The following is a 25757-nucleotide window of genomic DNA, read 5'->3' on the forward strand; positions in this document are numbered from 1 at the left end:
CTGTCGGCCCTGCCTCAGCTGCGCTTGGCGCGGGCGAACGCGTCGGCCAGCGCGTTGTTGGCCGGGGCCGCCGTGCTGCCAGGACGCCCGCCGCCGCCATTGCCCCGCGCCTGGCCCGGACCGCGGCCGCCACCGTCGCGGCGCGCCGGGTTGCCCGCACCTGGACGCTCTTCGCGCGCGCCCGGACGGCTGGTGGATTGCCCCGGCGTATCGTCCAGGCGGCGGGTCAGAGCGATGCGCTTGCGCGCCACGTCCACCTCCAGCACCTTCACCTTGACGATGTCACCAGCCTTGACCACGTCGCGCGGATCCTTGACGAAGGTGTCCGACAGCGCCGAGATGTGCACCAGGCCGTCCTGGTGCACGCCGATGTCGACGAACGCGCCGAACGCTGCCACGTTGCTCACCACACCTTCCAGGATCATCCCTTCGCGCAGGTCCTTGATGTCCTCCACGCCGTCGGCGAAGCGCGCGGCCTTGAACTCCGGGCGCGGATCGCGGCCGGGCTTTTCCAGCTCCTTCAGGATGTCGCGCACGGTCGGCACGCCGAACGTTTCGTCGGTGAACTGCTCGGCCTTCAGCCCGCGCAGGAAGCTGCCATCGCCGATCAGCGCCTTGATCGGGCGCGCGGTGGCGGCCACGATGCGCTCCACCACTGGATAGGCTTCCGGATGCACCGAGGAAGCATCCAGCGGCTGGTCGCCATCGGCGATGCGCAGGAAGCCGGCGCATTGTTCAAAGGTCTTCTCGCCCAGTCGCGGCACCTTGAGCAGGTCCTTGCGGCGCTTGAACGGTCCGTTGTCGTCGCGGTGCCGCACGATGTTCTCGGCCACGGTGGGGGACAGCCCGGACACCCGCGCCAGCAGTGCGGCAGAGGCGGTGTTGACGTGCACGCCGACCGCGTTGACGCAGTCTTCCACGCGCGCTTCCAGTGCGCGCGCCAGGCGGTACTGGTCCACGTCATGCTGGTACTGTCCGACGCCGATGGCCTTCGGTTCGATCTTCACCAGCTCGGCCAGCGGGTCCTGCAGGCGGCGCGCGATGGACACCGCGCCACGGATCGACACGTCCAGGTCCGGAAACTCCCTGGCCGCGAATTCCGATGCCGAGTACACCGACGCGCCGGCTTCACTGACCACGATCTTCTGCAGCGTGGTGCTGCCCACGGCCGTGATCACCTCACCGGCCAGTTTGTCGGTTTCGCGGCTGGCGGTACCGTTTCCGATCGCGATCAGTTCCACGTTGTGCTTCAGGCAAAGGTGCTTGAGCGACTGCAGCGACTGCTCCCACTGCCGGCGCGGTTCGTGCGGATAGATGGTATCGGTGGCCACCAGCTTGCCGGTGGCATCCACCACCGCCACCTTGCAGCCGGTGCGGATGCCCGGATCCAGCCCGAGCACTGTTTTCGGCCCGGCTGGCGCGGCCAGCAGCAAGTCTTTCAGGTTGTCACCAAACACCGTGATCGCTTCGGCTTCGGCCTTTTCGCGGGCCTGGTTGAACAGGTCAAGCAGCAGGTGCATGTGCAGTTTGGCGCGCCAGGTCAGACGGCAGGCATCGAGCAGCCAGCGATCAGCCGCACGGCCCTTGTCGCTGATGCCGGCCCTGAACGCGACACGCCCTTCGCCGTACTGATGCCCGGCCTCGGCATCGGTGCCCGGATCCAGTTCAAGGTGCAGGATTTCCTCGCGGCGCGCGCGGAACAGCGCCAGCAGCCGGTGCGAGGGGATCTTCGCCAGCGCTTCGGCATGCTCGAAATAATCGCGGTACTTGGCGCCTTCGTTCTCCTTGCCCTCGGCCACGCGGGCGCGGATCACGCCGTTTTCAGACAGCCAGCTGCGCAGTTCCCCCACCAGCGCGGCATCTTCGCCCCAGCGCTCCATCAGGATCGCGCGTGCGCCTTCCAGCGCCGCCTTGACATCGGCAACGCCCTTTTCGGCATCGACGAAGGTTTCAGCGAACAGCTTGGGATCGCGTGTCGGGTCGGCCAGCAGGCCGTCGGCGAGCGGCTCCAGGCCGGCCTCCCGGGCAATCTGCGCACGCGTGCGGCGCTTGGTCTTGTACGGCAGGTACAGGTCTTCCAGCCGGCTCTTGGTATCAGCGGCCAGGATGTCACTGCGCAGTTCGTCGGTCAGCTTGCCCTGCTCGTCGATGCTGGACAGCACCGCGGCGCGGCGGTCTTCCAGTTCGCGCAGATAGGTCAGGCGCGATTCGAGGTTGCGCAGCTGGGTGTCGTCCAGCCCGCCGGTGACTTCCTTGCGGTAGCGCGCGATGAACGGAACGCTGGCACCCTCGTCCAACAGGGCGATGGCGGCACGCGCCTGGGCAGCCTGGGCACCGATTTCATCGGCGATGGTCTGGGCGATCTGCTGGGCAAGCTTGGTATCTGACATTGCGTCCGGCCGTGGCCTTGAAGCGGAAAGATCCCATTCTGGCCCCGCACGGCTGGCACGGGAAGGCGTTGACAGCGGCATGGGAGGCGGGGCAGGAATCCTGCCGGCGCCGACATCCTTGCGTGAGGCTGGGATGTCGGCGCGGACACGTCCTCGATGCGTGTCCAGGCCTGTCGATACGGTCAGCGGTAGTGGCGTGCGGCGTGCTGCATGACGATGTCGTCGCGCAGGCTCTCCAATGCCATCAACCGGACCTTGCCCACGCCCTGCAGTTCCATGAACCGCTCGGTATAGATCTCCGGCCCCAGCGCGGTATCGGCGCGGGATTTGCTGAAGCCATAGGGCATCACGCCCTTGTCGCCGTCCTTGCTACCACCGACATATAGAACAATTGCCATGTGATGTGTTCTCCAGGTTACGTACTGCGTCTTGAAACAGGTGGCCGCTGCAGTACTGCCTTCACGACCGCCTGAGTGCAGCTTAGCGCGCCGAAGCTGACTCGGATGTCATCAATGGTAATGACGACCGGTTGCACGGAAATGACGGAGGATCCGCGCGAAATCCTGACGTTTTTTTAACGCCGCGATAACTTGGTGATCACATATCCCGTCGTTCGCCCGACACTGACTCGACCGCCCGGCGGCGTTGCCGTCAGGGCCACCAGCCGTGGCCGAAGCGCGCGTAGTGGTCGGCGGCGCGCTCAAACGGATTGCGCACGCTCACTCCGCCGCACAGCAGGTACACCGGCAGATACAGCGGTCCCAGCACCAGGTACTGGTACACATGCGCGCGCTCATGGTCATCCAGCCGGATCGTCGGCTCCACCCCGCGCCCGGCACGGTGCGCGTAGGTATGGCAGGCCACTTGCAGGTCACCGCCGGTATGCAGGATGACATTACCCAGGGTGATCGCCCCGCCCGGCCCCCACGGCCACTGCTGGAACACCAGCGCGCAATCGCGGCCGCTCCAGCGCACCCGGGCGCCGGCCAGCAGGCCAAGCGCGCCGCCGACCAGGCCGATCAGCGTGTTGGGCGAGGTCCACAGCGCGCCGATCAGCTGCAGCAGGCGCAGCCAGGACGGGGTGGGGATCAGTTGGCTTCGTTGGGGATCAGCAGCCACAGGATCAGGTAGACCAGGATGCCCGGGAAGGCGGCCGAGGCGATGGAAACCACCACGAACAGGATGCGCAGCAGCGTCGGGCTCCAGCCGAAGCGGTGCGCGATGCCGCCGATCACCCCGGCGATCATGCGGTCACTGAGCGAGCGCGACAAGGTGCTGGTACGCGGGGTATTCATGGCATGGGCTCCGATGGTCTGGATACTACCCTAGCCAAGCCGGTGTCTACGCCATGCGTTGGCGTGGCAGGCTGCTCAGCCAGCGCGCGCCAGCAGCCAGTCGTGCAGCGTCGCCGGCACTTCGCGCTGGGCCCGGCCGGATACGTAGATACCGATATGCCCGCCGCGGAAACTCGATTCGGTGTAATCCGGGGTACCCAGCCGCCCACGCAGCGCACGCGAGGCATCCGGCGGCACCAGGTGGTCCTGCTCGGCGTAGAGGTTCAGCACCGGCAAGGTGATCTGCGACAGGTCCACGGCGTGCTCGCCGATGCGCACGGTCCCCTTGACCAGCCCGTTGGCCTGGTAGAACTGCTTGATGAACTCGCGGAAGGCTTCGCCGGCCAGGTCGGGCGAATCGAAAATCCACTTTTCCATGCGCAGGAAGTCTTCCAGCGCGGCCTTGTCATCGAGGATGTCGAGCAGGCCGACATACTTCTGCACGTTGAGCCGGAACGGCTTGAGCATCAGGTAACTGCTGTTCATCAGGTCGGCGGGGATGTTGCCCAGCGTGTCCACCAGAAGGTCCACGTCCACCTGCCGCGCCCAGTGCGACAGCATGTTGTCGGCGGTATGGAAATCCACCGGTGTGACCATGGTGACCAGGTTGGCCAGCTTGGCCTGGCGCAGCGCGGCGTAGCACAGCGCGAACACACCGCCCTGGCAGATGCCGAGCATGTCCACCGGCCCGCCGCTGCGCGCGTGCAGGGCGTCCACCGCGCCGTCGATGTAGCGCAGCAGGTAGTCTTCAAGGGTGAGGTAGCGCTCGGACCGGTCCGGGTAGCCCCAGTCCAGCACGTAGACATCGTGGCCCAGCGCCAGCAGCTTCTGCACCAGCGAACGGTCGGCCTGCAGGTCCACCATGTACGGCCGGTTGACCAGGGCGTAGACGATCAGCAATGGCCGCGCATGCACCGGCGGCTGGTCGCCCACGAACCGGTACAGCACCACCTTGCCGTCGCTCCAGACCGTCTCGCGCGCGGTGGCGCCGTAATCCACGTCCTCCACCGATGGCAGCAGCTGCAGGCCCTCCATCAGCTTGCGCTGCATGGCCAGGGTTTCCTGCATCAGGTCGTCGGCGTTGAATCCCAGCGGGCCTTTCATGCGCGCGGCTTCCGCACGCGCGGCTTGGCCGGCTTGGCCGCTTTCGCAGGCTTGGCCGTGGGGGCCACTGCGCTGGTTGCACGCGAAGCGCGCTTGCGTGCCCGCGGCACCACCTTGGCGACCGCAGGTTGCACCGCATCGGCCCAGTCGTCGCTTGCCGCAGGCGAGGCCGGAGTACGCAGCAGCGGCTCCACGCTGGCCTGCAGGCGGCGCAGCTGACGCTCCAGCTCGGCGATGCGCTTGTGCGCGGCATCCATTTCGGTCCGCGTCGGCAGCCCTACCCGCTCGCTCAACTGTTCCACTTCGTGCTGCACGGCCGAACGCAGGCGCATCTGCGCATTGCCGAGCGAGGCGAACACCTGCTGGAAGCGCTCCGACAGCGCCACCTTCGCGTAAGCCTCCTCTGCCACCTCGATCCACAGGTCGAACATCGCGCGTGCGCTGGTCAGCTGGCTGCCCGGTGACTCGTGTTCGGCGAGGCGCTGCTCGAACAGCGCAAACGCCGCGTCCAGCGCCTGCTGGATCTGCGCGACATACTCTTTGGAGTGGCCCTGGAACGCCTGCTGGGCCTGCAGCAGCTTCTGCCAGCGCGCCTGGTGTTCGCGCGCCGGGCCGAATGCCGGACTCTGGAGCCACGGCGCCAGGCGCTCCTGCCACTGCTCCAGCACGGCCACCACATCGTCCATGCCGCCGCCGGCGCCGGTGCTCCCCTGCGCGCCCTGCAGCATCCAGTTCAGCAGGCTTTCGCCCTTGCCCTGCCCCATCACCGCATCGCGCCAGGCCTGGGCAACGTCGGCACTGCTGGCATCGCGGCCGGCAAACTGCGAGGCCACCTGCTGCATCGTGCCGTACCAGCCGCCGGCCTGTTCGCGGAACCGATGCAGCGCATCGTCCGCCGGCCCCGGGCCGCGCTCGGGCAGCAGCTGCGCCCACCAGTCCAGGACCTGCTTCCACTCACCCGGATCGGTGCCACCGGCACCGCCTTGGCGCAGCGAATCCCCCCACGCGCCGTAGTACTGGCGCGCAAGGGCCTCGAAATCCATCCCGCCGGGCTGTTTGGTCGATCCGCTCATGCCGATGCCTGCGTCATGGCTTGGGGATGTGCAGGGTCTTGCTGATCATCAGCGACCCGGACAGCGCGAACAACAGCACCAGCGGGTGCAGCTGCCACGGACCCAGCTGCCACTGGCCCAGCCACAGGTTCGGGCCGATGCCGCCGGTGGCCGCGGCAATGGCCAGCACGATCACCAGCAGCAGGCTGCTCGGGATCGGCGTGCCTTCGAAATACGGCACCTTGTCACCGCCATCGGACAGCGCCTCGGCGGTCACGTTGTAGCGCGCCAGGCGGCTGACGCCGCAGCAGACGAAGTAGCTCAGCACCAGCCAGTCCCAACCGCCCTGCATGCCGCAGGCATACGCCAGCGCGGCCGGCGCCACGCCGAAGGAAATGACATCGGACAATGAATCCAGCTCACGGCCAAGGGTGGAGCTCGACTTGCGCCATCGTGCGATGCGCCCGTCCAGGGCATCGAAGATGAAAGCCAGCGGTATCAGCGCCATGCCGAACAGCAGGTAGCCGTGTGCCCCGTCCTGCAGGAAGCGCATCGCCGCGAACACCGCGCCGGTGCCGCAGAAGGCGTTGGCCAGGGTGAACCAGTCGGCCAGCTGGAACTCGCGCAGCATCGAGAAGTGTCGTTTCATGAAGGCTCACGGGCAGCAGTGGGCTACAGGGTACGCGAGGGCGCGCAAAGGCAACAGCGGCGCGGGAATGGCACATTCACCCGCCCATCACGGATCATCACATGCGGTGAATTTTTGGCCACCCATCTTGACAGCGTTGCCCGACGGGGGCGAACGGCGGTTATCCACAAAGTTGCTCACCAACAATCCACACCCCCTGTGGACAACCCGCGGCACTGGCGTGCCGCGGGTTGTCCGCGCATGCCGTACATCCCCCCGCCTTCGGCGCGCCCCCTTTGAAGGGGGCTTTCCATCTGACGGATTGCGGTATGACGGGGTCGACCACGCATGCCCTGCATCCCACCGCCTTCGGCGCGCTGGACGCGGTAGCGCCGAGCCATGCTCGGCGGTGCTGCCCGCGCCCTTCAGATCCGGCTGTAGCTCCAGGACTGCATCCGGCCATCGCGGTAGGGCATCACGCCGTGAAAGGCGCGCGGATCGGTGTCGAACACCAGCGGCAGGAAATGGCGATCGCCTTCCCACATCGGCAGGGTGTCCAGCTTGTCCACATCCACCCACTCCAGCGTGCCTTCGTGATTGCCGCCGTGCGGGGTGCCCTCGTAGGCATCGACGACGAACACGAACCCGAACCAGTCCTCGCCGTGTTTGCCGAAACCCGGCCAGCTGATGGTCCCGCGCAGCTGCATCGAGGTGCAGTCGATCCCCGCCTCTTCCTGGATCTCCCGGCGCATGCCGGTGGCGACGTCTTCGTCCGGCTCCACCTTGCCACCCAGTCCGTTGTACTTGCCCAGGTGATGGTCACCCGGTCGCGTGTTGCGGTGGATCATCAGCACCTGGCGACGATCAGGGGACAGCACGTAGCCCAGGGTGGCGACGATGGGGGTGTACGGCATGCGCGGGTCCAGCAACGGGTGAGCCGCTGATTATGTCCGATCAGGGCACGATCGACAGGCGCTTCTCGGCGCTGGCCGCCGGTTCCGTACCGTGGTCCCGGACCAGCGTGGCCACGCCGTGGCCGCGTTCGGCCAGGTAATCCAGCCACTTGCCCAGAAAGGTGTTCATGCGCATGCGGTGGCTGATCAGCTCGGCCGGCGGCGGGTACATGCCCACCACGTCCTGCCAGCGCCGGCCCACGTAGCAGTGCGTGGTTTCGGCCTGCCGGGCGTCGCGGTACAGCCGGATGTAAGCCGAAGGGTCCGGCTGCCCGGTGACCGGGTCGCACAGGTCGTAGGTCAGCCGCAGCTCCACCGTATAGGCGTGGCGGGCGATCACGTCCAGGCGGACATCCAGCCCATCCCCGACAGAGGAAACATAGCTGCCAACCTCCAGGTCACCGGGCGCGAACAAGCGCACCAGATGCCGGTGGTTTTCAGCGTACAGGCCCATCAACCAGCTGAGCCGGCTGAGACGGGGAATGCGTTCGGCGAGGGGACGGGCTTGGGCCATGCCTCGATCCTACACAAAGCCAGCGCGGCGCGGCAGCTTGTGCGGCGCCCATGTTCGGCGCACGATCAGGGTTCGCGCCGCTTCGGTGGGTGACGACCGTTGGTCGTCACGCTTCTCCCCTCAATACAACTCGCGCCGCAGTCCCAGCGTCGCCAGCACCTTGCTGGAAATCTCCTCGATCGAGGTATGCGTGGTGCTCAGGGTCGGCACCCGCTCCAGCTGGAACATCCGCTCGGCGATGGCCACTTCGCGGCGGCAGGTTTCGGCGGCCGCATAGCGCGAGTTCGGCCGGCGTTCCTGGCGGATCTGCTGCAGCCGCTCCGGATCGATGGTCAGCCCGAACAGCTTGCGGCGGTAATTGCGCAGGCGCGGCGGCAGCTGCTCGGTTTCCAGGTCCTCGTCGGTCAGCGGGTAATTGGCCGCGCTGACCCCGTAATGCAGCGCCAGATAGATGCAGGTCGGCGTCTTTCCCGCCCGCGAGACGGCCACCAGGATCACGTCGGCATCGTCGTAGTTCACCGCGATCCCGTCATCGTGGCTCAGCGCGAAGTTCATCGCGTTGATCCGGCGGTGATAGGTCTCGAAGTCGACCATGCCGTGCGCCTGGCCCACCCGCGACAACCGCGGCGAGGACAGCTCGGCCTCCAGCCGTTCGATGAAAGGCGCGAAAACGTCCAGCATCAGCGCCCCGCTGCTGGCCAGGATCACGCTCAGGCTCTGGTCCACGCAGGAGTTCACCACGATCGGCCGGACCTGGTAGCGCTCCCCGGCCGCCTGGATCCGGGCACAGGCCTCGGCGGCTTTTTCGGGGTCGTCGATGAACGACATCCGGTCGGTGATGAAGCTGAATCCGGAGAACTGGGTGAGCAGGCTATGCCCAATGGTTTCAGCGGTGATACCGGTTCCATCGGAGACATAGAACACCGGTCGGATGGTCGTCATATGCGCATTTTCCCAGTCCGAAACTTAAAACAGCTGCTGTCACAAGCTTGTGCCGACGGCAGTCCGACCGGCATCATAGCGGCTTCTTCCTACGGACGCGGCCATTCCCAGCCCGCCTCGGGCGATGGCCAAACGGAGCATCGCGCTTGAACGAGAATATCCTGTGGTTGCACGAACTGCGCTTGGCCGACCTGGCCCGCGTAGGTGGAAAAAATTCGTCGCTGGGCGAAATGATCGGCAACCTCGCCGGTCTCGGGGTGTCCGTGCCCGGGGGCTATGCCACGACCTCCGAAGCCTTCAAGGACTTCATCGCCCATAACGATCTGTCCAAGCGCATTTTCGACAAGCTGGCCACGCTGGATGTCGAAGACGTTGCCGCGCTGACCGCTGCCGGCAAGGAGATCCGTGGCTGGGTCATCGACGCGCCGCTGCAGCCGCAGCTGGACCAGGACATCCGCACCGCGTATGCGCAGCTGAGCGCTGAGAACGGCGGCGGCGACATCGCCGTGGCCGTGCGCTCCTCGGCCACCGCCGAGGACCTGCCCGATGCGTCCTTCGCCGGCCAGCAGGAAACCTTCCTCAACGTGACCGGCGCCGACGATGTCGTGCTGAAGGTCAAGGAAGTATTTGCCTCGCTGTACAACGACCGCGCCATCGCCTACCGCGTGCACCACGGCTTCAAGCACGAGGATGTGTTCCTGTCCGCCGGCGTACAGCTGATGGTGCGTTCGGGCGTCGGTTCGTCCGGCGTACTGTTCACCCTGGACACCGAATCCGGCTTCCGCGACGTGGTCTTCGTGACCTCCTCGTTCGGCCTTGGCGAGATGGTCGTGCAGGGTGCGGTCAACCCGGACGAGTTCTACGTCTACAAGCCCACCCTGAGTGCCGGAAAGCCGGCGATCCTGCGCCGTTCGCTGGGCAGCAAGGCGATCCGAATGGTGTATTCGGATGTCCCCGGTGAGCGCGTGCGCATCGAAGACACCCCGGCCGACCTGCGCAACACTTTCTCGATCAGCGATGAAGACGTGCAGGAACTGTCCAAGCAGGCGCTGGTCATCGAAAAGCATTACGGCCGCCCGATGGATATCGAGTGGGCCAAGGACGGTGTCAGCGGCAAGCTGTTCATCGTGCAGGCCCGTCCGGAGACGGTGAAGTCGCGCAGCCACGCCACGCAGATCGAGCGTTTCGCGTTGACCCAGAAGGACGGCAAGGTGCTGGCCGAAGGCCGCGCCGTGGGTGCCAAGATCGGCGCCGGTACCGCCCGCGTGGTCAAGACGCTGGACGACATGGCCCGCGTGCAGCCCGGCGACGTGCTGATCGCCGACATGACCGACCCCGATTGGGAGCCGGTGATGAAGCGTGCTTCGGCCATCGTCACCAACCGCGGTGGCCGCACCTGCCATGCCGCGATCATCGCGCGTGAACTCGGCGTGCCGGCCGTGGTCGGCTCGGGCAACGCCACCCAGCTGATCCAGGACGGCCAGCAGGTCACCGTCAGCTGCGCCGAGGGTGATACCGGCTTCATCTACGAAGGCATCCTCGACTTCGAACGCACCACCACCGATCTGGGCAACATGCCGCCGGCGCCGCTGAAGATCATGATGAACGTGGCCAATCCGGAACGTGCCTTCGACTTCGGACAGCTGCCGAACGCGGGCATCGGCCTGGCGCGCCTGGAAATGATCATCGCCAGCCATATCGGCATCCACCCGAATGCGCTGCTGGAATATGACCGCCAGGACATGGCGACGAAGAAAAAGATCGACGAGAACATTGCCGGTTACAAGGATCCGGTGAGCTTCTACGTGGATCGCCTGGCCGAAGGCATCGCCACGCTGACCGCGTCGGTGGCCCCGAACCCGGTGATCGTGCGCCTGTCGGACTTCAAGTCCAACGAGTACGCCAACCTGATCGGCGGCACCAACTACGAGCCGCACGAAGAAAACCCGATGATCGGCTTCCGCGGCGCCAGCCGTTATGTCGACCCGAGTTTCTCCGCTGCCTTCGCGCTGGAATGCAAGGCCGTGCTGCGCGTGCGCAACGAGATGGGCCTGGACAACCTGTGGGTCATGATTCCGTTCGTACGCACGCTGGAAGAAGGCCGCAAGGTCGTCGAAGTGCTGGAACAGAATGGCCTGAAGCAGGGCGAGAACGGCCTGAAGATCATCATGATGTGCGAGGTGCCATCCAACGCGCTGCTCGCCGATGAGTTCCTTGAGATCTTCGATGGCTTCTCCATCGGCTCCAACGACCTGACCCAGCTGACCCTGGGCCTGGATCGCGATTCGTCGATCGTCGCGCACCTGTTCGACGAGCGGAATCCGGCGGTGAAGAAGCTGCTGTCGATGGCGATCAAGGCCGCACGCGCCAAGGGCAAGTACGTCGGCATCTGCGGGCAGGGTCCGTCGGACCATCCGGACCTGGCCGAGTGGCTGATGCAGGAAGGCATCGAATCGGTATCGCTCAACCCTGATACCGTGGTCGATACCTGGCTGCGCTTGGCCAAGCTGAAGCAGGCCGGCTGACGGTAGTGACGGCCGCTGGGTGACGACCGTTGGTCGTCACGCTCTTCGCCTTGCCGCTGCGCTCGCCGAGCATGGCTCGGCGCTACCGATCGCTCCTGGTAGTGACGGTCGCTGACCGTCATGCTTCTACAGGATCTTTACCGCTTCACCGGCATACTCCTGTGATTACAAGCCCCGCCTATGCGGGGCTTGTTGTTTCCAGCGCCCACCCAGGAGACCGCATGTCAGCCGCCGCCCCCACGCCCGATCCCACGCCCGCCCTGCCCGCGTCGTCCTGGTGGCACAGCCTCAACTGGGAACGCATCTTCGAAACCTACGGCCTGCCGCTGATCGCCGCCATCGTGGTGCTGCTGGTCGGCATCTGGTTGGCCCGCCGTGTCTCCAACGTATTGCCACGCGCCACGGCGCGGGTCGGCATGGACCCGATGCTCGGCAGCTTCATGCGCAACGTGGTGTATGCCGCTGCGCTGGTGATCGTGGCCGTGTTGGCCATCGCCACGCTGGGCGTGCCGATCTCCCCGCTGCTGGCGGTGCTGGGGACCGCCGGCCTGGCGATCGGCCTGGCATTGAAGGATTCGTTGTCCAACATCGCCTCCGGGGTGATGCTGGTGACCCTGCGGCCGTTCCGCGTGGGCGACGTAGTCACCGTGGCCGGACAGACCGGCACCGTGCGCGACGTGCGCATCTTCCAGACCGTGATCACCGGCGCCGACAACCAGCACACCACCATTCCCAATACGCTGATCACCGCCGCCCCGATCATCAACCTCACCGCCGAGCCGACGCGCCGGGTTGAGCTGGTCATCGGCATTGGTTACGAGGACGACATCCAGCTGGCGCGTGACACCGCGCTGTCCATCATGAAGGCCGACAAGCGCGTGCTGGCCACCCCGGCGCCGGACGTGGTGGTCTACGAACTGGGGGCGCACTCGATCAACCTCGGCATACGCTGCTACGTCAACGCCGCCGACCACTTCGGCACCAAGGTCACCCTGCTGGAACAGCTGAAGCTGGGCTACGACAAGGCCGGCATCAACATCCCGTATCCGCAGCAGGACATGCACCTGTACCTGCACGGCAAGGATGGCAGCGTCACCCCCGCCGAGGCCCTGGTGCGCGATCCGCGCTGAGACCCGGTAGTGACGGCCGCTGGCCGTCATGCCCTGCTCCGGGTGGGTGACGACCGTTGGTCGTGGTGGGTGACGACCGTTGGTCGTCACGCTCCTGCCGTCCGCTGCGCTCGCCGAGCATGGCTCGGCGCTACCGATTCCTACGCTTCTGCGTCTTCCAGCACCGGGTAATCGGTGAATCCTTCCACCCCGCCACCAAAATAGGTCGCCCGGTCCGGTTCGTTCAACACCGCACCGGCCCGCAACCGCTGCGGCAGGTCCGGGTTGGCAATGAACGGGCGGCCGAAACCGATCAGATCGGCCCAGCCATTCGCCAGCGCCTCTTCGGCACGCGCCAAGGTGTACTTGCCCGCATAGATCAACGTGCCGCGGTAGGTGATCCGCAGCGCCTCCTTGAACGCCACCGGCATCACCGGTGCGTCCTCCCAGTCGGCCTCGGCAATATGCAGGTAGCCCACGCCCAGCTGGTCCAGCACGTGCGCTGCGGCCAGATACGTGGCCTGCGGCGTGTCATCCACCGCGCCCTGCAGCGTGGTCAGCGGCGCCAGGCGTACGCCTACCCGCTCGCCACCGGCCACGCCAACCACCGCCTCCACCACCTCGCGCAGGAAGCGCAGGCGGTTTGGTAATGAACCGCCATAACCATCGGTGCGCGTATTGGCCTGCGAATCGATGAACTGGTTGATCAGATAGCCGTTGGCCCCGTGCAGCTCCACCCCGTCAAAGCCGGCGGCCAGCGCATTTCGCGTGGCCTGCGCGTACTCGGCGACGATGCCCGGGATCTCTTTCTCCGAAAGCGCCCGCGGCATCGAGTGCTGGATCATCTCGCCCACCCCGGACTCCGGCCCGGCACCGGTGGGATCGACGAACACCTTCACTCCCTCGGCCTGCAGCGCGGACGACGAAACCGGTGCGGCATTACCCGGCTGCAGGGCCACGTGGGAGACCCGTCCCACGTGCCACAGCTGGGCGAAGATGCGCCCGCCCGCGGCATGCACCGCGTCAGTGACCACGCGCCAGCCTTCGATCTGCGCGGAGCTGTGGATGCCCGGCGTCCAGGCATAGCCCTGCCCCTGCGGACTGATCTGCGTGCCTTCGCTGACGATCAACCCGGCCGAGGCGCGTTGGGCGTAGTACTTCGCCATGTCAGCGGTGGCCACGTTGCCTGCGGCGGCCCGCGAGCGGGTCATCGGCGGCATCACGATACGGTTGGCCAGCTGCAGCGGCCCAAGGGAATACGGGGAGAACAACATGGAACGTCCTTGCACAATGAGCATGCAACAAGGATGGGGGCCGGCCGCCGCCGCTTACAGACCCGGCCGGGCAATACAGTTGTGCCTGTGGCGCAACGATCAGCGCGTCAGGGACGCAGCAGTGCCGCCCGTCAGCCTTGGGCGATGCGCTGGTAACACGCCTGCACCACGTCCTCGCCATACTTGCGCTCCAGCCGGCGCACGATGAAGTGGCCGCGCGCCACGTCCTGGTAGTAGTCGGTGAACATGGTGTTCAACGCCGCACCGGTGGCCGCGCCGACAATCGGCACCGCCTGCGCGGCGAACTTCTCGGTGATCACCACGCCGAACCGCGCGGCCACCTTTTCCACCAGCTTGGCCAGCAGTTTGCCGGCCTCCTTCGGTGCCACGCCCAGGGTCAGGTTGCGGCCGGTCACCACCCGCCCGGCCAGCTCGGCCGACAGGTGCCGCACCACGTCCGCGGTGAAGCCACGCGCGAGGTAGTAGCCGGTTTCACTGGCATCATCGCTCTTGGCGTTGCCGCCCAGCGCGAACACTTCCAGACAGGCCTGGCGGGTGGACATGTCGGCCAGGTCAAAGCCTTCGCTGCGGGCGACATCGGCCACCGCGCGCATCATGATGGTGGTGGACACCGGCAGTTCGATCAGCAGCGCGGCGAAACCAAACGCACCGCCCACCGCACCGGAGGTCGCCGCTGCCAGCTTGTGCCAACGCGTGGAGGCGGACTTGCCCGGCGTGTTGTCCATGCTCATCAACGCGCCCTGCACCGCCTTGTACAGCGCGGCCTGCACGGCACCATGGATGCGGCTGGACACCGCGTTGGGCAGCCGGCTCACCGCGAACTCCAGCGGCGTGCCGACCAGGTTGGCCATGCGCGCAGTGATGGTCGGCGCCTCCAGCAGGCTCACCGCCCGCTGCAGGTCGGCCCAGTCCTGTGGCTGGTGGGCGATGTCACGGGGAAGCAGGATCGGCTCGTTCATGGGCCGATCTTAGCGCTGCGCAGTTGAACGGCCGGGTGACGACAATCGGGTAGTGACGGCCGCTGGCCGTCAGTGGGTCGCGGTCGATGACAGTGATGACGGCCAGCGGCCGTCACTACCCATCAGCCCGGCAGGCCAGCCAGCGTGCCCATGAACTGCCGGTAGTGCTTCAGTTCGTTGATCGAATCATGCACGTCGCTCAGCGCGGTGTGGTTGCTGTTCTTGCCCACCCCGGCGGCCACCGCGGGGGCCCAGCGCTTGGCCAGCTCCTTGATGGTGGACACATCCAGGTTGCGATAGTGGAAGTACTTCTCCAGCCGCGGCATTTCACGGTGCAGGAAACGCCGGTCCTGGCAGATCGAATTGCCGCACATCGGCGAGGCGCCCGCGCCGATCCATTCGGCCAGGAAATTCACCGTGGCCGCTTCGGCCTGGCCCAGGCTGACCTGGCTGTCCACCACGCGCTGCCACAGGCCTGAGCGGCGGTGCTGGTTGCGGTTCCACTCGTCCATCGCGTCCAGCCGCTCCACCGCGTGGTGGATGGCGAACTCCGGGCCTTCGGCAAGCACGTTGAGCTGGGCATCGGTGACCACCGTGGCGATCTCGATGATGGAATCGTTGTCGGTGTCCAACCCGGTCATTTCCAGGTCGATCCAGATCAATCGGTCATTGCCCGCGCCGGTGTCGGCCATCGTGTTGCCTCGCTGTGGGCGGGCCGCAGGCTCGCCATGAATGGATGCGCCATGATAGCGCGCCGTTCAGCCTTCGTCGGCACCCGGCGCATCCAGCGACAGCAGCGGGCGGCCGCGCTTGGCGCGGAAATAATTGGTCAGCCGGGTGCTTGCCTCGCGTGCCAGCACACCGCCGTGGATCTCTACCCGGTGGTTGTGCCGCGCATCGCCGAGCAGGTCGAACACGCTGCCACAGGCGCCGGTCTTCGGGTCGGTCGCCGCATACACCAGCCGGCCCACGCGCGCGTGCACGATCGCCATCGCGCACATCGCACAGGGCTCCAGGGTGACGTACAGCGTGCTGCCCATCAGCCGGTGGTTCTGCAGCGCCCTGCCCGCCCGTCGCATCGCCACGATCTCGGCATGCGCGCTGGGGTCGTGCTCGGCGATGTTGAGGTTCCAGCCTTCGCCCAGCACCTCGCCGTCGGCACTGACCAGCACCGCGCCGACCGGAATCTCGTTGAATTCGCGCTGCGCGCGCTCTGCCAGCGCCAACGCATGGCGCATCCAGCGTTCGTCGGCATCGTGGACCGGCAGCGCGTCAGACACGCGGCGCCGCCTTGGCCAGGAAAGCCTCGAAGGCAGCCAGGGTCGCCTCGCTGACGTGGTGTTCGATGCCTTCGGCATCGCGCCGCGCGGAATCGGCATCCACGCCGAGGGCCAGCAGGAAGCGCTCCACAGTCTGGTGGCGCACGCGCACATCACGCGCCAGCTGCTCCCCGGCCGGGGTCAGGAACACGCCGCGGTACGGGCGCTGGATCGCCCAGCCTTCCTTGACCAGGCGCTTGAGCGCCTTGGCGACCGTCGGCTGGGCCACCCCGAGGCGGCTGGCGATGTCCACCTGGCGCGCCTCGCGGCCATCGGCGATCAGGTCGGCGATAAGCTCCACGTAGTCCTCCACCAGCTCGGACCGGCGCGCTTCACGCACCTGCGCGAAGCCCTCCACGTGGACCTGGGTGGCGGGCAGGACGGACTTCGGGCGGGCGCTGTCGGGCATGCGGGTATTGTACGCGGGCGCCTGCAGGGCCGCCGAGCATGACGGCCAGCGGCCGTCACTACGCTGCCGCCCTGGTAGCGCCGAGCCATGCTCGGCGAGCGCAGCGGAAGGCACAATCGTGACGACCAACGGTCGTCACCCACCACGGCGCAAGCATGACGACCAGCGGCCGTCACTACCCTGCCGCCTTGGTAGCGCCGAGCCATGCTCGGCGAGCGTAGCGGAAGGCACAAGCGTGACGACCAACGGTCGTCACCCACCACGGCAGCAGCATGACGGCCAGCGGCCGTCACTACCGGGTGCGGTTCATCGCTTGTCCAGCAGGTACAGGAACTCGGTCACATGGGTGTCCCGGGCGCCCAGGTTGCGGCTGCCGCGGAAGGTGTTGTAACGCGTGTCCATCACGCTCAACGCGCCCATTGCTTCCAGCGCGGCAACGAAGCGCTCGTGGCTGATGAAGCCCTCCGAGTTGTACGAGATCAATACAAAACGGGCGCGCACCTGCTCCACCGCGTCGAACAGCGCGCTCTCGGCCAACCGGGCCTTGTTGTAATCCGACCGGTTCCAGTCGGTCGGAATGCCCGAGACCCGGCTGACCTGCGACGGCCGCTGGTAATCACACAGCAGGTTCAACATGAAGTAATTCGAACCATACGGATGCTCGTTGTAGGGCGGATCGAAGTACGCCACGTCCACCATATCCAGCTCACGCACCAGCGCATTGGCATCGCAGCGGTGCAACTGCACCTCGCATGCGAAGCGGCTGAACACCGGCGCCTGCACCTCGATCGGGCGCAGGATGCGCGACAGCGCGTTGCGTGCCGTGCCACCGAACTGGCCCACGCCTTCGCGGTTCTTGTGGAATCCTTTGAACACGCCGGAGGTGTTGGTGTACATGGACGCCTGCGCCAGCACCGGCGCCAGCAGGAATGGCCGCAACGCCGACGGCGTATCCACCAGCACCTGGCAGAAGGTATCCAGGAACATCGCGTTGCGCCGCGTATAGAAAACCCGCTCGCCGGGCTGGATGTCATCGTCGTCCAACGGCGCATACAGGTCGCACAGGAAGCCCGGCGCCAGTTGGCGCTGCACCCTGTGCGCAACGCGGGCAATCTCTTCCTCCAGCGCTGCCGCATCCACATCCGCCACGTTGGCCTGGTAGCAGCGGTTGCCGACCTCGCTGTAGCGCTCCAGGTCGTTGCACTGCAGGGTGGCGGCATGCCGGCGAGCCAACCGCGCCACCACGCCGGAGCCGGAAAACAGGTCCAGGAAATCGATCCGCGTCTTGCCCAGGCAGTCCTTGGCATGCGCGATGCCGGCATCCACGAAGGGCAGCAGGGCGCGCTTGTTGCCGATATAGGTGATCAGCTGGCTGCGCAGGTAGGCCGCGTGCTCGGCAGGCACGGAGTCGGTGGAATCTTCCTGCGGATTCAAACGGTTCCCCTGATCACATGATGGCTTTCGAAATTCCCCGCCATGGTAGCGCCGAGCCACGCCCGGCGGGGTGTACGGCGCGGTCAATCACGTCTGGGATCGGGCATATCCGACGAGCATGGATCGGCGCTACCGATGCGATCCCGTTACCGGTGCGCCAACGTTTTGACGCAAACGAAACATGAAACTGGTAAAAAGGACGATCTATTCGTCACGAATCGAGCACATGTCGCCAAGGAACGGAGACAACATCGCAGCCCCGCACACCGGTTCGAGCCCCAGGCTCCCGCGCGTGCGCCCTGCCCTGCGCCCGCTACCGGCGCGCGCGATCGCTTCCGTGGCCACCGAATGACCGCATCGACTTCCCCCTTCCCACCCGCAGCCAGGAGGCCCCCCGTGCGCCGAACGTTTCTGCCGTGCGCTGCCCTGCTCCTCCTCACCGCCTGCCACCCGGAGAACGCCATGAACCAGGAAATCACCACCGCCGAACAGGACGTCGAAAATGGCGGCCGCGGCCTGGCCAAGCTCAATCCCAGCCCACGCCAGGCGTTCGAGCTGGTGCTGAGCCTCGCCGATGCCCCCGGCACATTCGCCGTGGTGGAAGGCGTGGCCCAGTACGACGTCACCAACGAGCAGGAATGCGGCCGCATCGTTCCGGCCACCGGCATGGCCGCGCGCATCACCAGCCAGGAGCCGGTGCAGCTGAAGAAGGTGTCCGATACCGAGTACCGTGGCACGGTCTACCTGGACCGCATGCTGGATGAGGATTACTACGGACGCGGTGTCTGCAAGTGGACCTTCAGCGGTGCCGGCGCGATGCTGAAGGCCACCGGCGCTGACGGCGAAACGCGCTTTACCTCGTTCATCGAAGCCGATCAGTTCATCGCCGGCAAGGCGCTCACCCGCCATTACCCGGACCGCGATTACCCGCGCGTGGCGTCGGTGCCGGACTTCGGCCAGGCCGGCCACGAAGATCCGTCCCGGTTCCGCCCGGAGCTGCAGGATGCGCTGTTCACCGCCACCCTCACCGCCCATGAGGTGCGCTGATGCCGCTCACCCACCGCGACTACGCCGCACTTGCCGCCGATGCCTATGAAGACCACAAGGTCGGCCGGCACGCCCCTGGCCAGGAAGAAGTGGTGCCGCTCAACGGGCACAACTACAAGGTGCTGGAGCACGTAAACAACCGGCAGAATGGCTACCAGGGCACGATCTACCAGCGCGAGGACACCGGCGAGATCATCGTCTCCCACCGCGGCACCGAGGAGATCCTGCAGGACGCCGTGCTTGCCGATGGCGGGATGGTGCTTGCGCGCTACAACCTGCAAGCCAACGATGCCATCGCGCTGACCCAGCGTGCGGTCGCGTTGTCCAAGCACATCGGCGAGAACGAAGGCCGGGCCCCGGAAGTCAGTGTCACCGGGCATTCGCTGGGCGGCGCGCTGGCCCAGGTCACCGCCCACCATTTCGACCTGAAGGGCGAAACCTTCAACGCCTACGGCGCGGCCAGCCTGGGCCTGCGAATCCCCGAAGGTGGCACCAGCGTGCTCAACCATGCCATGGCATCGGATCCGGTCAGCGCCGCCTCCGGCCATTACGGCGAGGTGCGCCTGTACGCCAGGCCCGATGAGATCAGTACGCTGGACAACGCCGGCTTCAGCAACAAGTGGTACAACGGCGTGATTCCGGATTCGGCGCTGGTCGCCGCCGCCGGTTCGCTGGGCGCGCACAAGCTCGGCAATTTCGCTGATACCGGTTCGGTGCTGGATGATCCCGCGACGCAGGCGCTGGCCAAGCAGAACGCGCGGATGATCGACGAATACCGCGACAAGATGGAGCTGCTGCGTGGGGCGGTCACCACCGGCGCGCGCGGCATGCCGGGCGTGGCCGTGGACCTGTACGACCGGATCCGCGGCCCGCTGGATCCGGGCGAGCCGGCCCGCAAGGCGGCCGAAGACGCGCACAAGCGCGAAGGCGCCATGCGCATGGACAGTCCCGGCCACCCCGGCAACCTGCTGTTCCAGGACGCATTGCGCGGCGTGGAGGCGCAGGACCTGCGCGTAGGCCGCACGCCAGACCAGCACACCGGCCAGTTGGCCGGCAGCCTGGCAGCGGAGATGCACGCCAACGGCGGCACCCGCATCGACAGCGTGCTGATGAGCAGCGATGCCTCACGCACCTTCGGCGTGCAGGGCCAGGCCAACGATCCGGCGCACCTGCGGGTTTCGGTGGCGACCACCGAGGCGATGAACATTCCGCTGGAACAGAGCAGCGAGCGCGTGCAGCAGGCAGCCAGCCAGCGCACCGGACAGGAGCAGGAGCGGCAGCTTGCGCAGCAGCAAGACAGCGCCAGGCAGATGCATGCTTGAGTCGCACGCTTCTGCAGAAAGGCTTCGGCCGAGGTGGCAGGCCGTGCTGCCCTGCCTCGCCATTGTTGCGCTTGCAGCCTGCCATCCGCACGGTGCGGAACAGGACGCTGGGCAGAACGAACGCGGCCTCGCCAAACTCAATCCCACCCCGCGGCAGGCCCATGAGCTGGTATTGAAGATCGTCGATGCACCCGGCCCTTTCGCGGTGGTGGAAGGCAGCGCGCAGTACGACGTCATCAACGAACAGGAATGCGGGCGCATCGTGCCTGCCACCGGCCGCGCGGGCCGCATCACCAGCAAGGAAGAGGTGAAGCTGCAGAAAGTCAGCGACAACGAATACCGTGGCACGGTGTATCTCGACCTGATGCAGGACGAGGACTATTACGGACGCGGCGTCTGCCAGTGGAAGTTCAGCGGCGCTGGCGCCCTGCTGAAAGCCACGGGTGCCGATGGAGAGACACGTTTCCTGTCCTTCATCCAGGCCGACCGTTTCGTCAAGGGTGACACCGAAACCCAGCATTACGCCGATATGGGTTATCCGCGCGACGCCATGGACAACTACGCCGATTACGGCGAAGACGCACCCGAGGGCTTCAAACCGGAGCTGCGTGGGTCGTTGTTCAGCGTCACCCTCGTCAGCCCACCTCCACCATCGCACTGACTTCGTTCCGAGAAGGCACCCCATGCGTAGAACGATCCTTCCCTGCCTCGCCCTGCTGCTCATCACCGCCTGCCATTCCGAGACTGCCATGAACCAAGAAATCACCACCGCAGAAAAAGACGTCGAACAGGGCGGCCGTGGCCTCGCCAAGCTCAATCCCACGCCCCGTCACGCATATGAGTTCGTGCTGAAGATCAACGACGCCCCCGGCCCGATCAAGGTGGTGGAGGCCGTGGCGCAGTACGACGTGACCAACGAAGAACAGTGCGGCCGCATACAGCCGGAAACCGGCACCGCTGGCCGGATCACCAGCCAGGAGCCTGTCGAGCTGAGAAAGGTGGCCGATGGCGAATACCGCGGCATCGTCTACCTGGACCGCATGCTCGACGAGGACTACTACGGTCGCGGCGTGTGCCGCTGGGAGTTCAGCGGTGCCAGTGCGATGCTCAAGGCCACCGGGGCCGAAGGCGAAACCCGCTTCACCTCGTTCCTCGAATCCCCGGCCTTTGCAAAGAGTGAGCCGCTGACGCGCTACTACGCCAACGCCGTATACCCGCGTGCCGAGGCGCTGCCCGACTACCGTGCCGGCGGTGAAGCCGCGCCCACCGACTACAAGCCTGAACTGCAGGATTCGATCTTCTCCGTCCAGCTCTCCGCGCGGCAGGTCCAGCCATGAGCCTGACCAGCCAGGATTACGCCGCGCTTTCCGATGATGCGTACAAGGACTACGCCGTTGGCCGCCGTGACAATGGCAAGGACGAACTCGTCACGCTCAATGGTCACTCGTACAAGATCATCGAACATGTAAACAACAAGAACAACGGCTATCAGGGCACGATCTACGAGCGTGCCGACACCGGCGAAGTCATCGTTGCCCATCGTGGCACCGAACAGATACTGCTGGATGGCGTAGTGACGGATGCCGGCATGGTCCTCACACGTGCCAACCTGCAGGCGCCCGATGCCATCGCGCTGACGCAGCGTGCGGTGGCCCAGGCCGAGGTCAACGCCTCGTTGAACGGGCGTGCGGCCGAGGTCAGCGTCACCGGACATTCATTGGGCGGTGCCCTGGCACAAGTGAGCGCGCACCACCACGGCCTGAAGGGCGAGACCTTCAATGCCTATGGTGCAGCCAGTCTGGGTTACCGCATCCGCGAAGGCGGCGATGCGATGGTCAACCATGTGATGGCCGCCGATCCGGTCAGCGCGGCGTCCGGCCACTACGGCCAGGTGAAGGTCTATGCGAACGAAACCGAGATCAAAAACCTGTACGGATCCGGCTTCCGCAACGGCGCGGTTGCTGGCTTCCTGATGCCCGATTCGGCGTTGCTGGCCGCCGGCCGCTCGCTGGATTCGCACAAGATGGGCAACTTCCTCGGCGCGGGCTCGGTGCTGGACAACCCGGCCTCGCAGGCGTTGGCCAAGCAGAACGAAGGCATGATCAGCGAGTATCGCGACAAGCTGGAATTCCTGCGCGGTGGAGTAACGACCGCCACCCGCGGGGGAATCGGAAACGCGGTGGATATCATCGACCGCATCCGCGGCCCGCTGGATCCGGGCGAGCCCGCGCGCAAGGCAGCGGAGGAAGACGCCCACAAGCGCGACGGCGCGATGCGCATGGACAGCCCGGGCCACCCCGGCAACCTGCTGTTCCAGGACGCACTGCGCGGCGTGGAAGCACAGGACCTGCGCGTGGGCCGCACGCCGGACCAGCACAGCGGCCAGCTCGCCGGCAGCCTGGCGGCGGAAATGCATGCCAACGGCGGCACCCGCATCGACAATGTGCTGATGAGCAACGATGCCTCGCGCACGTTCGGCGTGCAGGGTGAAGTCAACGATCCTGCGCACCTGCGCGTGTCGGTGGCGACCACCGAGGCGATGAACACGCCACTGGATCAGTCCAGCGAACGGGTGGCATCACAGCAGTCCGCGCAGCAGGTGGCCTCGCAGGATCGTGACCTGCAGATCGAGCAGACCCAGGTGGCTGCGCGCAGCATGAATGCCTGAGCCGTTCCCCGGCGCCTTGGTTGGGCCGGGCCTACGGTACGCGTCCGTGGCTCTCTCAAGCCGATCTCACGCACTGCTTTCGGGGTGGGATCGGCTCAAGACCCGGCCCGATGGACGCTCAGCGCGGCCACTGGGAAACAGGTTGAACGAACAGGTTCATCGCTCAGGGAAACTGCAGGCCTCATAACTGGCTGTACACCCGGACCCGGCAGGATCGATGCAATTTTTCTGAGCGTCTTGCCGGGCCAGTTCAGGCGTCACGCCAGTCCCTATTCCGCCCTTGGCTCCTGCAGGCCATGCGCCCGGGACCAGAAGCGCGATGCATTGATTGCTGTACCGCGAGATCACGGCGCAGTCCCGGGCGCCTTCACGCTGACAATCCTTCATCGCCACCGCCGCCGCGGCTTCGCTGCTTGTCTGTTCCGCGGCAACACCCGCTGCGGAAGTGGAGGGCGACATCGCGATGGCTCCATAGCGCGTGTGCAGCCAGACCGGCGGCGGCGGCGGGGCCTGCTGCTGGGCAGGCTGAGCAGTTCCCCTACCCGGAATAGGCGCGCACCCTCCTACTCCTTGACCGCCCACAGGATATTGACCCGGTGGGCAGCGGCCTTCCGCACTTGCTTCGAAGGCGAGCGACAACCACAGAACGGAAGCCGCCAACGCCACGTTGACCAGAATGCCGACTCGACAGATGTTCATCCCGCCATTCCCTTCTTCATGAATTCATGCTCGAAACTTACTCAGGCAACGCTGAGTGGCACTACAACGGCGCATTCCCGCGGCTGCCTGCCGGTGCCGTCGGGGACTCTGCAGGGTGTCCCGAAAGACGCGGCGAAGTGTTGACGTTGTTGGTGCCCGAAGTCTCCGGACGTTCCTGCGCGCTTCCCTGCTGCGGCGCATAAGAACCCGGCGGCTGACCCTGCGGGCCCGGTGCAGCAGCACCCGGCGAACCGCCGATCTGCGAGTACGCCATGAACGCACCCAGCGTGCCCTGGAAGAACATCGCCGCCATGGGCGGTGCGGTCAGGATCAACGTGGTCAGGATCAACCCCATGCCGCCCTGCTGCAGCGCCATGCTGGTCATGCCTTCGGTGAAGTTGGAACCCATCAGCGCGCCGGCCGCGGCGGTGCCCCAGAACGCAAAGGCCACCTTGGACACCATGCTCATCGCGATCCCGGTCATGGCCGCCAGCACCGCCATCGAGAACATCGTGCCGATGCCATAGAACAGCCATCGCTGGAATAGCGATTTGGTCTGTTCGAACAGCAGGCACAATATGAACAAGGGTGCGAAGCCAATGAACAGCGCCATCGCGACTTCATACAGCAGCAGCATCGCACCTGCGGTTACGGCGGGCCCGCCCGTACCCAGGCCGATGAACCACATGGCGCGGGTCTTTGCGTTGTCCAGCGTCACGTCACCGGCGACATCGAGCACATCCACCGCCGACAGCGCCACCTGCATGTACGCCAGGTTTTCATCGATCAGGTCCTTGGCCGTGTCTTCCTCACCGGTGACCACGTAGGTGATCTCGTCCTGCACGTAATGGGTCAGGAAGGAATGCACGTTCTGGCCGAAGATGGCCATCGTGGTGGCAGTGATGACGATCAGGGCGGCACGCGCCATGTCCGTCACCAGCGCCATCATCGAGTCCCGGCTGCGGCCGGTCACGATGCGGTAGCCCTGCAGCAGCAGCCAGATGGTCATCACCACCAATGCGATGATGCCCACCCACTCCATCATGCGGCTGAGGAAACCCAGGCCGAACTCGGATATCTCCCTGCTGAGATAGTCGAAGATCAGTTTGAAGAACACGAAATCGCCGATCGACGAGGTCGCGATCGGTCCGTGCAGCGCTCCTTGTGCCCACATACTGTCCATCATCCCTAGACTCATTGCTTCACCTGCCCCTTTTCGGGGCCTCGCAGGGGTGCATTACGCACGGTTTTCAATCGAGTGCCGTCTTCAACGCTGCAGCTTTGATCACCGAGCCGATCGGATTGGTTTCACCCTTCAGCGCACGCTGCGCCAGCGCACGCTGCTGGCTCTGCAGTGCCACGATCTGCTGGTCGTAGATGCGCATCTGGTTTTCCCAGGTTTTGAAGTTCGCATCGATCTGCAACTGCGATGCGGTTGCGTTCGCGGTGGTTTCCGCCAGCGCGCCTTCGTTGTCAAACAGCCGACGGATGTTGCGCAGCGTTCCCAGCGTCTGCTGCATGAGCGGCAACGACTGCTGCACGACCTTGACGGTCTCGTTGTATTTGCGGTTCTCCAGCGCCTGGATGTACGAGCAGATCGTCCGCTGCTGCGCCCCGATGTCGCCACCAGGGCTGATCCCCGCCATGGCCATGATGCCGGTGATGCTGAACACCGAACCGCCGCCGCAGCGCTCGGCAATGTTCCAGTCATCCGGAATGGTGGTGAGCGTCGGTGTCGCCGGCATGATCGGGTTGGCGATGATCTGCGACCAGTTCTGCAGCTTCTGCAGCCAGTTGTTCAAGGTCGCGGTGTAGTGCGAAGCGGTCTGGGTCCAGCGCCCGGCCGTTTCGATGTATTCCAGGCCGGTCGCGATATCGGCCTTCACGCTCTGGATAAGCGCTGGCGGGTCATTGACGATCCACTGTGCCTGCACCGGTGCAGGCGCCATCAGTGAAAACGATGCGCACAAGGCAAGCGTGGCCGTCGCCAGTGGCATCAGGCGACGACGAAGGGCGGGACGTTGGGGGGCAACGGTATTCATGGTGGCCTCCGG

Annotated in this window: 26 protein-coding genes; 7 read left to right on the forward strand and 19 right to left on the reverse strand. The window is 65.8% G+C overall.

All coding sequences use genetic code 11. The annotated features are described in order from the left end of the window. Positions 1 to 14: 14 nt before the first annotated feature. The 10 genes from SOM47_RS00455 to ppsR form a co-directional block, all read right to left on the reverse strand. On the reverse strand, positions 15 to 2390 hold the full coding sequence (locus tag SOM47_RS00455) for a Tex family protein (protein WP_320504459.1): 2376 nt from the start codon (positions 2388 to 2390) through the stop codon (positions 15 to 17). Between the two features lie 182 nt (positions 2391 to 2572). Beyond that, positions 2573 to 2788 (reverse strand): hypothetical protein, encoded by a 216-nt coding sequence (locus tag SOM47_RS00460; protein ID WP_042613926.1) that lies wholly within the window; start codon positions 2786 to 2788, stop codon positions 2573 to 2575. A 253-nt stretch (positions 2789 to 3041) separates the two neighbouring features. After that, positions 3042 to 3509: a hypothetical protein gene (locus SOM47_RS00465; RefSeq protein WP_042613925.1), complete on the reverse strand. Its 468-nt coding sequence runs from the start codon at positions 3507 to 3509 to the stop codon at positions 3042 to 3044. Further along, positions 3479 to 3685, reverse strand: a complete 207-nt coding sequence (locus SOM47_RS00470; RefSeq protein WP_042613924.1) for a PspC domain-containing protein — start codon at positions 3683 to 3685, stop codon at positions 3479 to 3481. The genes SOM47_RS00465 and SOM47_RS00470 overlap by 31 nt, the downstream gene beginning before the upstream one ends. A 75-nt stretch (positions 3686 to 3760) precedes the next feature. Next, a complete protein-coding gene (locus SOM47_RS00475) occupies positions 3761 to 4828 on the reverse strand; it encodes a class III poly(R)-hydroxyalkanoic acid synthase subunit PhaC (RefSeq protein ID WP_320504460.1) in 1068 nt (355 codons plus the stop codon). Further along, complete coding sequence (gene phaE / locus SOM47_RS00480) at positions 4825 to 5901, reverse strand: class III poly(R)-hydroxyalkanoic acid synthase subunit PhaE (protein WP_320504461.1); 1077 nt, start codon at positions 5899 to 5901, stop codon at positions 4825 to 4827. The genes SOM47_RS00475 and phaE overlap by 4 nt, the downstream gene beginning before the upstream one ends. Positions 5902 to 5914: 13 nt before the next feature. Next, entirely contained in the window at positions 5915 to 6529 is a 615-nt protein-coding gene (locus SOM47_RS00485; RefSeq protein ID WP_042613921.1) for a CDP-alcohol phosphatidyltransferase family protein, read from the reverse strand. Between the two features lie 404 nt (positions 6530 to 6933). After that, complete coding sequence (locus SOM47_RS00490; RefSeq protein ID WP_320504462.1) at positions 6934 to 7422, reverse strand: NUDIX hydrolase; 489 nt, start codon at positions 7420 to 7422, stop codon at positions 6934 to 6936. Positions 7423 to 7462: 40 nt separating this feature from the next. Then, positions 7463 to 7975, reverse strand: coding sequence for a DUF1249 domain-containing protein (locus SOM47_RS00495; RefSeq protein ID WP_042613920.1), 513 nt, complete (start codon positions 7973 to 7975; stop codon positions 7463 to 7465). Between the two features lie 120 nt (positions 7976 to 8095). After that, on the reverse strand, positions 8096 to 8917 hold the full coding sequence (ppsR, locus tag SOM47_RS00500; RefSeq protein ID WP_042613919.1) for a phosphoenolpyruvate synthetase regulatory kinase/phosphorylase PpsR: 822 nt from the start codon (positions 8915 to 8917) through the stop codon (positions 8096 to 8098). Between the two features lie 146 nt (positions 8918 to 9063). Here ppsR and ppsA point away from each other — a divergent pair, with 146 nt between their 5' ends. After that, a complete protein-coding gene (gene ppsA, locus SOM47_RS00505; protein ID WP_320504463.1) occupies positions 9064 to 11442 on the forward strand; it encodes a phosphoenolpyruvate synthase in 2379 nt (792 codons plus the stop codon). A gap of 221 nt (positions 11443 to 11663) precedes the next feature. After that, a complete protein-coding gene (locus SOM47_RS00510; RefSeq protein WP_192083646.1) occupies positions 11664 to 12572 on the forward strand; it encodes a mechanosensitive ion channel family protein in 909 nt (302 codons plus the stop codon). A gap of 140 nt (positions 12573 to 12712) precedes the next feature. On the opposite strand, the gene SOM47_RS00515 is transcribed toward SOM47_RS00510, so the two are convergent. The 6 genes from SOM47_RS00515 to SOM47_RS00540 all read right to left on the reverse strand — a co-directional run bounded on the left by SOM47_RS00515 (position 12713) and on the right by SOM47_RS00540 (position 17967). Beyond that, on the reverse strand, positions 12713 to 13825 hold the full coding sequence (locus SOM47_RS00515) for an alkene reductase (RefSeq protein ID WP_192083647.1): 1113 nt from the start codon (positions 13823 to 13825) through the stop codon (positions 12713 to 12715). A gap of 131 nt (positions 13826 to 13956) precedes the next feature. Further along, the gene (locus SOM47_RS00520; RefSeq protein ID WP_191768333.1) at positions 13957 to 14805 is read right to left on the reverse strand and encodes an EcsC family protein; all 849 of its coding nucleotides are present in this window, start codon (positions 14803 to 14805) and stop codon (positions 13957 to 13959) included. 122 nt (positions 14806 to 14927) lie between these two features. Further along, positions 14928 to 15497 (reverse strand): oligoribonuclease, encoded by a 570-nt coding sequence (gene orn / locus SOM47_RS00525; RefSeq protein WP_101099185.1) that lies wholly within the window; start codon positions 15495 to 15497, stop codon positions 14928 to 14930. A gap of 66 nt (positions 15498 to 15563) precedes the next feature. Next, positions 15564 to 16085: a tRNA adenosine(34) deaminase TadA gene (gene tadA / locus SOM47_RS00530; RefSeq protein WP_042613913.1), complete on the reverse strand. Its 522-nt coding sequence runs from the start codon at positions 16083 to 16085 to the stop codon at positions 15564 to 15566. Next, positions 16078 to 16533, reverse strand: a complete 456-nt coding sequence (mntR, locus tag SOM47_RS00535; protein ID WP_042613942.1) for a manganese-binding transcriptional regulator MntR — start codon at positions 16531 to 16533, stop codon at positions 16078 to 16080. Before mntR ends, tadA begins: the two co-directional genes overlap by 8 nt. A gap of 306 nt (positions 16534 to 16839) precedes the next feature. After that, on the reverse strand, positions 16840 to 17967 hold the full coding sequence (locus tag SOM47_RS00540; protein ID WP_042612604.1) for a DNA adenine methylase: 1128 nt from the start codon (positions 17965 to 17967) through the stop codon (positions 16840 to 16842). Between the two features lie 396 nt (positions 17968 to 18363). On the opposite strand from SOM47_RS00540, the gene SOM47_RS00545 reads away from it, so the two are divergent. From SOM47_RS00545 to SOM47_RS00565, 5 genes are read left to right on the forward strand one after another with little or no spacing between them, the layout of a single operon-like run. After that, positions 18364 to 19014 carry a hypothetical protein gene (locus SOM47_RS00545; protein ID WP_320504464.1) on the forward strand — a complete coding sequence of 217 codons (651 nt, stop codon included), beginning with the start codon at positions 18364 to 18366 and terminating at the stop codon, positions 19012 to 19014. Next, entirely contained in the window at positions 19014 to 20336 is a 1323-nt protein-coding gene (locus SOM47_RS00550; RefSeq protein WP_320504465.1) for an XVIPCD domain-containing protein, read from the forward strand. Before SOM47_RS00545 ends, SOM47_RS00550 begins: the two co-directional genes overlap by 1 nt. Beyond that, entirely contained in the window at positions 20329 to 20997 is a 669-nt protein-coding gene (locus SOM47_RS00555; protein ID WP_320504466.1) for a hypothetical protein, read from the forward strand. Before SOM47_RS00550 ends, SOM47_RS00555 begins: the two co-directional genes overlap by 8 nt. A gap of 22 nt (positions 20998 to 21019) precedes the next feature. After that, positions 21020 to 21673: a hypothetical protein gene (locus SOM47_RS00560; protein WP_080335040.1), complete on the forward strand. Its 654-nt coding sequence runs from the start codon at positions 21020 to 21022 to the stop codon at positions 21671 to 21673. Further along, on the forward strand, positions 21670 to 23004 hold the full coding sequence (locus tag SOM47_RS00565; RefSeq protein ID WP_042612600.1) for an XVIPCD domain-containing protein: 1335 nt from the start codon (positions 21670 to 21672) through the stop codon (positions 23002 to 23004). Before SOM47_RS00560 ends, SOM47_RS00565 begins: the two co-directional genes overlap by 4 nt. A gap of 156 nt (positions 23005 to 23160) precedes the next feature. Here SOM47_RS00565 and SOM47_RS17625 read toward each other — a convergent pair whose 3' ends face one another. The 3 genes from SOM47_RS17625 to SOM47_RS00575 form a co-directional block, all read right to left on the reverse strand. Further along, positions 23161 to 23703 (reverse strand): DUF4189 domain-containing protein, encoded by a 543-nt coding sequence (locus SOM47_RS17625; RefSeq protein WP_414715738.1) that lies wholly within the window; start codon positions 23701 to 23703, stop codon positions 23161 to 23163. Between the two features lie 61 nt (positions 23704 to 23764). Further along, positions 23765 to 24886, reverse strand: a complete 1122-nt coding sequence (locus SOM47_RS00570) for a TrbL/VirB6 family protein (protein ID WP_249404424.1) — start codon at positions 24884 to 24886, stop codon at positions 23765 to 23767. Positions 24887 to 24953: 67 nt separating this feature from the next. Then, positions 24954 to 25745: a hypothetical protein gene (locus tag SOM47_RS00575; RefSeq protein WP_152620544.1), complete on the reverse strand. Its 792-nt coding sequence runs from the start codon at positions 25743 to 25745 to the stop codon at positions 24954 to 24956. Positions 25746 to 25757 lie beyond the last annotated feature (12 nt).

It is taken from the genome of Stenotrophomonas sp. CFBP8980, from assembly GCF_034046095.1.
GTDB classification, from domain to species: Bacteria; Pseudomonadota; Gammaproteobacteria; order Xanthomonadales; family Xanthomonadaceae; genus Stenotrophomonas; species Stenotrophomonas lacuserhaii.

Excerpts from the sequence above, each read along its gene's own strand:
- SOM47_RS00475 (WP_320504460.1), bottom strand. The coding sequence starts at position 4,828 with ATGAAAGGCCCGCTGGGATTCAACGCCGACGACCTGATGCAGGAAACC.
- SOM47_RS00520 (WP_191768333.1), bottom strand. The coding sequence starts at position 14,805 with ATGAACGAGCCGATCCTGCTTCCCCGTGACATCGCCCACCAGCCACAG.
- SOM47_RS00455 (WP_320504459.1), bottom strand. The coding sequence starts at position 2,390 with ATGTCAGATACCAAGCTTGCCCAGCAGATCGCCCAGACCATCGCCGAT.
- SOM47_RS00495 (WP_042613920.1), bottom strand. The coding sequence starts at position 7,975 with ATGGCCCAAGCCCGTCCCCTCGCCGAACGCATTCCCCGTCTCAGCCGG.
- SOM47_RS00575 (WP_152620544.1), bottom strand. The coding sequence starts at position 25,745 with ATGAATACCGTTGCCCCCCAACGTCCCGCCCTTCGTCGTCGCCTGATG.
- SOM47_RS00515 (WP_192083647.1), bottom strand. The coding sequence starts at position 13,825 with ATGTTGTTCTCCCCGTATTCCCTTGGGCCGCTGCAGCTGGCCAACCGT.
- SOM47_RS00485 (WP_042613921.1), bottom strand. The coding sequence starts at position 6,529 with ATGAAACGACACTTCTCGATGCTGCGCGAGTTCCAGCTGGCCGACTGG.
- SOM47_RS00490 (WP_320504462.1), bottom strand. The coding sequence starts at position 7,422 with ATGCCGTACACCCCCATCGTCGCCACCCTGGGCTACGTGCTGTCCCCT.
- SOM47_RS00510 (WP_192083646.1), top strand. The coding sequence starts at position 11,664 with ATGTCAGCCGCCGCCCCCACGCCCGATCCCACGCCCGCCCTGCCCGCG.
- phaE (WP_320504461.1), bottom strand. The coding sequence starts at position 5,901 with ATGAGCGGATCGACCAAACAGCCCGGCGGGATGGATTTCGAGGCCCTT.
- SOM47_RS00460 (WP_042613926.1), bottom strand. The coding sequence starts at position 2,788 with ATGGCAATTGTTCTATATGTCGGTGGTAGCAAGGACGGCGACAAGGGC.
- SOM47_RS00560 (WP_080335040.1), top strand. The coding sequence starts at position 21,020 with ATGCGTAGAACGATCCTTCCCTGCCTCGCCCTGCTGCTCATCACCGCC.
- SOM47_RS00570 (WP_249404424.1), bottom strand. The coding sequence starts at position 24,886 with ATGGACAGTATGTGGGCACAAGGAGCGCTGCACGGACCGATCGCGACC.
- orn (WP_101099185.1), bottom strand. The coding sequence starts at position 15,497 with ATGGCCGACACCGGCGCGGGCAATGACCGATTGATCTGGATCGACCTG.
- SOM47_RS00470 (WP_042613924.1), bottom strand. The coding sequence starts at position 3,685 with ATGAATACCCCGCGTACCAGCACCTTGTCGCGCTCGCTCAGTGACCGC.
- ppsR (WP_042613919.1), bottom strand. The coding sequence starts at position 8,917 with ATGACGACCATCCGACCGGTGTTCTATGTCTCCGATGGAACCGGTATC.
- SOM47_RS00565 (WP_042612600.1), top strand. The coding sequence starts at position 21,670 with ATGAGCCTGACCAGCCAGGATTACGCCGCGCTTTCCGATGATGCGTAC.
- SOM47_RS00550 (WP_320504465.1), top strand. The coding sequence starts at position 19,014 with ATGCCGCTCACCCACCGCGACTACGCCGCACTTGCCGCCGATGCCTAT.
- SOM47_RS00555 (WP_320504466.1), top strand. The coding sequence starts at position 20,329 with ATGCTTGAGTCGCACGCTTCTGCAGAAAGGCTTCGGCCGAGGTGGCAG.
- mntR (WP_042613942.1), bottom strand. The coding sequence starts at position 16,533 with ATGCCCGACAGCGCCCGCCCGAAGTCCGTCCTGCCCGCCACCCAGGTC.
- SOM47_RS17625 (WP_414715738.1), bottom strand. The coding sequence starts at position 23,703 with ATGAACATCTGTCGAGTCGGCATTCTGGTCAACGTGGCGTTGGCGGCT.